This is a genomic window from Megasphaera sp. AF13-6AC, assembly GCF_027685385.1.
Lineage (GTDB): Bacteria > Bacillota > Negativicutes > Veillonellales > Megasphaeraceae > Megasphaera > Megasphaera micronuciformis.
In genome coordinates this window covers 1-4847 of record NZ_JAQCUN010000099.1, presented here as the reverse complement: position 1 = coordinate 4847, position 4847 = coordinate 1, and the positions used below count along the sequence as shown (strand labels likewise).

General features: G+C 46.5%; 4 protein-coding genes and 2 pseudogenes. All 6 read right to left on the bottom strand.

The features are described 5' to 3' along the window. A pseudogene (locus PGX78_RS06180) lies at positions 1–208 on the bottom strand (phosphatase PAP2 family protein); the annotation flags it as partial. 14 nt (positions 209–222) lie between these two features. Then, the gene (locus PGX78_RS06175; protein WP_270445908.1) at positions 223–909 is read right to left on the bottom strand and encodes an aspartate/glutamate racemase family protein; all 687 of its coding nucleotides are present in this window, start codon (positions 907–909) and stop codon (positions 223–225) included. Then, positions 906–2114 carry a [FeFe] hydrogenase H-cluster maturation GTPase HydF gene (hydF, locus tag PGX78_RS06170; protein ID WP_270445907.1) on the bottom strand — a complete coding sequence of 403 codons (1209 nt, stop codon included), beginning with the start codon at positions 2112–2114 and terminating at the stop codon, positions 906–908. Before hydF ends, PGX78_RS06175 begins: the two co-directional genes overlap by 4 nt. Positions 2115–2125: 11 nt before the next feature. Next, entirely contained in the window at positions 2126–2875 is a 750-nt protein-coding gene (locus PGX78_RS06165) for a nitrogenase iron protein NifH (protein WP_270445905.1), read from the bottom strand. A 14-nt stretch (positions 2876–2889) separates the two neighbouring features. Then, complete coding sequence (locus PGX78_RS06160; RefSeq protein ID WP_270445904.1) at positions 2890–4110, bottom strand: nitrogenase component 1; 1221 nt, start codon at positions 4108–4110, stop codon at positions 2890–2892. Further along, positions 4107–4847, bottom strand: a pseudogene (locus PGX78_RS06155) (nitrogenase component 1); the annotation flags it as partial. The pseudogene PGX78_RS06155 and the gene PGX78_RS06160, both read right to left, overlap by 4 nt.

The following is a 4847-nucleotide window of genomic DNA, read 5'->3' as shown; positions in this document are numbered from 1 at the left end:
ACACTGACGACGCCGCAAGAACGGAAAAAAGTGCCTCCACAAGGGCCGCCCGTTTTCGTACCCGCTCCTTACGAGATGTCATAAACCACGAAACGATTCCGTACAAGGGATAAATAAGAAACCCGAAACGAGCTACCCAAACGAGAAGTCGTTCATATCCCCGTATCACTACGGAAATTATATAAATAAAGCGTAAAATACGTGACATTTCCTATACCCCGATTATTTTTTCACGGCCTTGATCAAGGCTTCTACATGTACGTCCGTTACATCTACAACCGGCACGGATATATTCATCATCTCGAAAAGAATCGGCAATTCCGTACACCCTAATATTAGCGTGTCGATATGATGGCTGCCAATCATTTCTTCAACAAGGTCTGAAAAGTATTTTTGTGCCTTTTCCGTTACGATTCCCGCTTCCAATTCTTTTTCTATAATCTCATGAACCTTCAGCTGATCGCCTTCTTTGGGCACGATTGCTTCAATACCCGCATCTCTAAAGGCCTTTTTGAAAAAGTCTTCCCTCATTGTAAACAAGGTGCCTAACAACAAGGGTCTCTTAAGGCCCTGCATTGCCACATAATCAGCCGTCACGGCTACACTGCTGACCAGAGGTACGGGCGAGGTTGCAGACAACTCGTCAAAGACGATATGCGGTGTATTGCCCGTCATGGCAACTACTTGTGCACCACCTGCCGCCAGATTGGTAATCCCCGTAGCTAAATACGCCGTAAGGCCTGCAAAATCCTTTTGCCCGCAGTAAGACAACACTCGATACACATCAAGGCTCTCTATAAGAAGTGGCGGAAAAAGTTTTTCCCGCTTATAAACTTTCTCGGTTATCTTTTTATAGTATAACAGCGTGGATTCAGGACCGATACCGCCGATTAATCCCAATTTTTTCATGAGTTCTCCTTCAAAAAAGCCAATTCGGGAACAGCCTCTGCCGACCGTTCTAAGATACCATTCATATAAGCAATTAAAATTCCGTAATTAACAATCGGCCTAAGTTGCCGCTTAGCTTCCTTCACTCTATATTTCATTTCTTTTTCGTTCAGCATACACCCGCCACAATGAATGACCAAAGAATAAGGACTCAAATCTTGAGGAAAAGTCATGCCGCTTGACGTTTCAATATGAATATCTTTTTTTGTAAAAGTCTTAAGCCAACGCGGAATTTTCACCGTACCGATATCTTCACATTGTCGATGGTGTGTACATCCTTCGGCAATGAGCACCGTATCCCCGTCAGCCAGGCGTTTTACGGCATTAATGCCGGTTGTAAGAGCAGGCAAAATCCCCTTGTGACGAGCCATTAGCACAGAAAAAGACGTCAATTTCAAATGCTTCGGGACGATGGCCGCCACTTCTTTAAAGACCTGACTGTCTGTAATGATAAAAACCGGTTCTTTATTCAAAAGGGAAAGCGTTTCGCCTAATCGTTTTTCATCCGTAACCACTGCTGTGGCTCGAGCCTCTAAAATTTCACGAATCGTTTGTTGTTGCGGCAAAATAAGGCGCCCCTTCGGTGCCGCCTTATCAATAGGCACGACAAGAACAACCGCATCACCCGCATGAAGCAGGTCTGAAATAATAGGCGTTTCAACATCCCTCACCCCTGCCAGGCTGATAAGTCGTTCCTTAAGCTTATCAATACCGGTCTTTGCAACGGCACTGACAAAAATTTCACAGCCTGTCGCGTCTTTGTCACCGGTCAATAAATCCGCCTTATTTCTCACAATACAGTACGGGATTTTTCTCTCTTTTACAAGGGCAATCAGTTCCTTATCCGGCTGCGTAAGAGGAAGGACCCCGTCCGTTACGATAACGGCTATGTCCGTCTTACGCAATACTTCCTTAGTTTTTTCTATGCGTAAGAGTCCCACCTTACCCGCATCGTCCAGCCCCGGTGTATCTATTAGTACGACCGGGCCTAAGGGCAAGAGTTCCATGGCCTTATACACGGGATCCGTCGTTGTTCCCTTCACATCCGATACAATGGCCGTATACTGCCCTGTAACGGCATTGACCAGGCTGGATTTCCCCGCATTCCGGTTACCGAAAAAACCGATGTGGATTCGCTCGCCTCTCGGCGTTTCATTCATTCCCATAGCCGTTTCTCCTATTCATCTCCGAGTAAGCGTTGTGCCAACTGTCTGTATACGATACTTATCTCGGAATCGGGCTCGCCTTCTATAACCGTCATGCCACGGTCTTCCCAGACTTGAATTTCTTTGCTTCTGGGAATATCCGCCAAAATAGGCAGCTTTCTTTCGTCCGCAAAGGCTTTGACCCGTTCGTACTCATCTTCTACATTACGACGATTCAAAATAAGTCCTTTTACGCTCGCATAGCCGCGGTTTTGGAAGTTCTGTACAGCCCTATAAATATTATGGGCGGCATAAAGGGACATTTTTTCTCCCGATGTAACAATACAAACTTCTTCGGCATATCCGTCACGAATAGGAGCAGAAAAGCCGCCGCATACAACGTCTCCCAAGACATCGTACAAAACAATTTCGGGATTTATTTTTTCAAACACTTCCAATTCGTCTATTAAATCGAAGGTGGCGATAATACCGCGTCCGGCACAACCGAGCCCCGGCGTGGGTCCTCCCGTTTCCATACAAAAAACATGTCCGAATCCGTAGGCTCCGATGTGTTCAAAATCGGGGGCCTCCGTATACTCTCGATAATAGTCCATAACAGGCATGAGCGGCTTGCCGCCCAATAAATTCATCGTCGAGTCTGCCTTCGGATCGCACCCGATTTGAATAACTCTTTTGCCCGTTCGAGCAAAGGCGGCAGCCAAGTTTGACGTAGTCGTCGATTTACCGATACCGCCTTTACCGTATATAGCCAGTTTTTTCATAATATACTCCCGGATTATAAAGTCTTCGCCCATTCTTCAATAAATCCGCCTATAAAAAGCGGCATTTCATCCCTGTACCGACGGCCGGAATAGGCTTCATGCGGAAAGGAGACGAATCGTTTCTCTTCTTTCGGTAACAAATGTGCGTAAATAGGGTCGGCTATAATTTTCTTTGCAGCCTTGCAGGCCTGCCGTAATTCATCCTCTACACTGATAATATCCATGTCTTTCAAGAGTAAATTCGGTGCATCAGCCAAGGGACAAATAAGGCGGATATTTTTTATGCCTTTTTCAATTTCCAAATAACGACGCAAAGATAAAATCCTCACAGGCTCGCCGATAAGCAGTATATCGCAAGAATCGTCGCTTTGTCGGCTCTCATTCTTCCATGCATTGAGATCAGCCATGGCAAACTTCACCTTACGTAACGACTCTTCTCCCGTAAGTCCCGTTAAATACGTCGAGTCACCGCTCTTCAAAGCCTTCAACCACGGCTCTACGGCAGCACGTCCTGCGGGAATTCCCACTACATAGGGAATATCGTACTTTTCCTTCATGTACTGGGCTGCATAAAGACCCGTAGAAGACACGACGGCATTAACATCCCCTTCAGCGGCAAGAGACATATTGTCGAGAGAATCGCCCATAGACCAGGATGAATGCACCTTAAGTCCCGCCTCTTCAATCAGTTTTTTCAGTTCCGTCGCATTGCCGACAACGGAAAAATCCAGCGGTGTCAAGCCGAGTATATTGACTCTTACTGCCGGTTTCTGCGGCTTTACTCGCGGCGACTTTACAAATTCTTTCACCAATCGTAAATAAGCTTCACCGGCTCCGGGCAAATAACTGTGAATACCGTCTGTCCTAAAGGACAAAACGGGAAGACCCGTACGTTGTCTCAAGATCCGTTCAATAGCCCGAAAATCTGTACCTATGGCATTCGGCATAGGACTGCCGCCGACGGCAATAAAGGCCGGACAAGTTTCCTCGGCAGCTGCCGCCACCTCGTCAATGAGGCGCATATCATTGCCCTGAATCGTGTCGATTTCACAAAGTCCCGAAATATATACCATAGACGGCGTGTCATACCAACGCGGTTCGTCATGTGTACTATATGTAGAGTTACAACCCGATGCGTCATGCATAACTACAAGACCGCCCAGTTCATATAAAGCTGAGGCGATGCCGAACATATCGACCGCATAAGTAGACAATATTTGTTGTGCCTGTTTCATGCCCGACACCCCCAAGCCTTGATTTGAATAAGGGACTGTACATCCTGCTCCGTCCCTACAGCGATTATCATCATATCCATGAGCTTCAAAAGCCCCATATATCCGTACAGGCCGCTGTTCTCAATAAGATTCACAAAGTGTTTTGTTCCTGTAAAATAGGCTGCTTTTTGCCCGATAGCCAAGACGGGGCCGTGATTTTTCACTTCGTCTCTCGGCAAAAGGCGACGTTTATAATGCAAGGTCGAGCGTAACGACAAGCCGGGGTAATGCTCTTTAAGAAAATAAAAATCAGCCTCTTCCGCCCTATCGACAGCATCCAAATAGACGGCAAAGACATCTATATCATGAGTCAGCAAAAACCGTGCCAATGACAAGGGACGCGGCGTGGCCGAAGAGTCAATGGCTACGCGCATTCCTTTTAAGATGTCTTTAAGCTGCCTTACCTTATTTTCAATTTTCTTTTCATACGTATCACAATCGGGCAAAGTCGCCCCGAAACGCTTCGCTGCCTTCTCTAAAAGTAAGCGTATCTCAAAAACATTGTAAGAATAGGGCAAATATACAGCGTCCCTCTCCAATCTTCGAGCCGTATCTTCCGCTGCCGAGCGAGAGTTTTCCAAGAAAAAAATCTCCGCCTGCGCCGCACCTAAATCCTTATAGTCGGCATAGGTTTGACAGTCTGCAAAGTCCCCGATTTCCCACCCGGCATCAACAAGCATTCGCACCAATTCCGACTC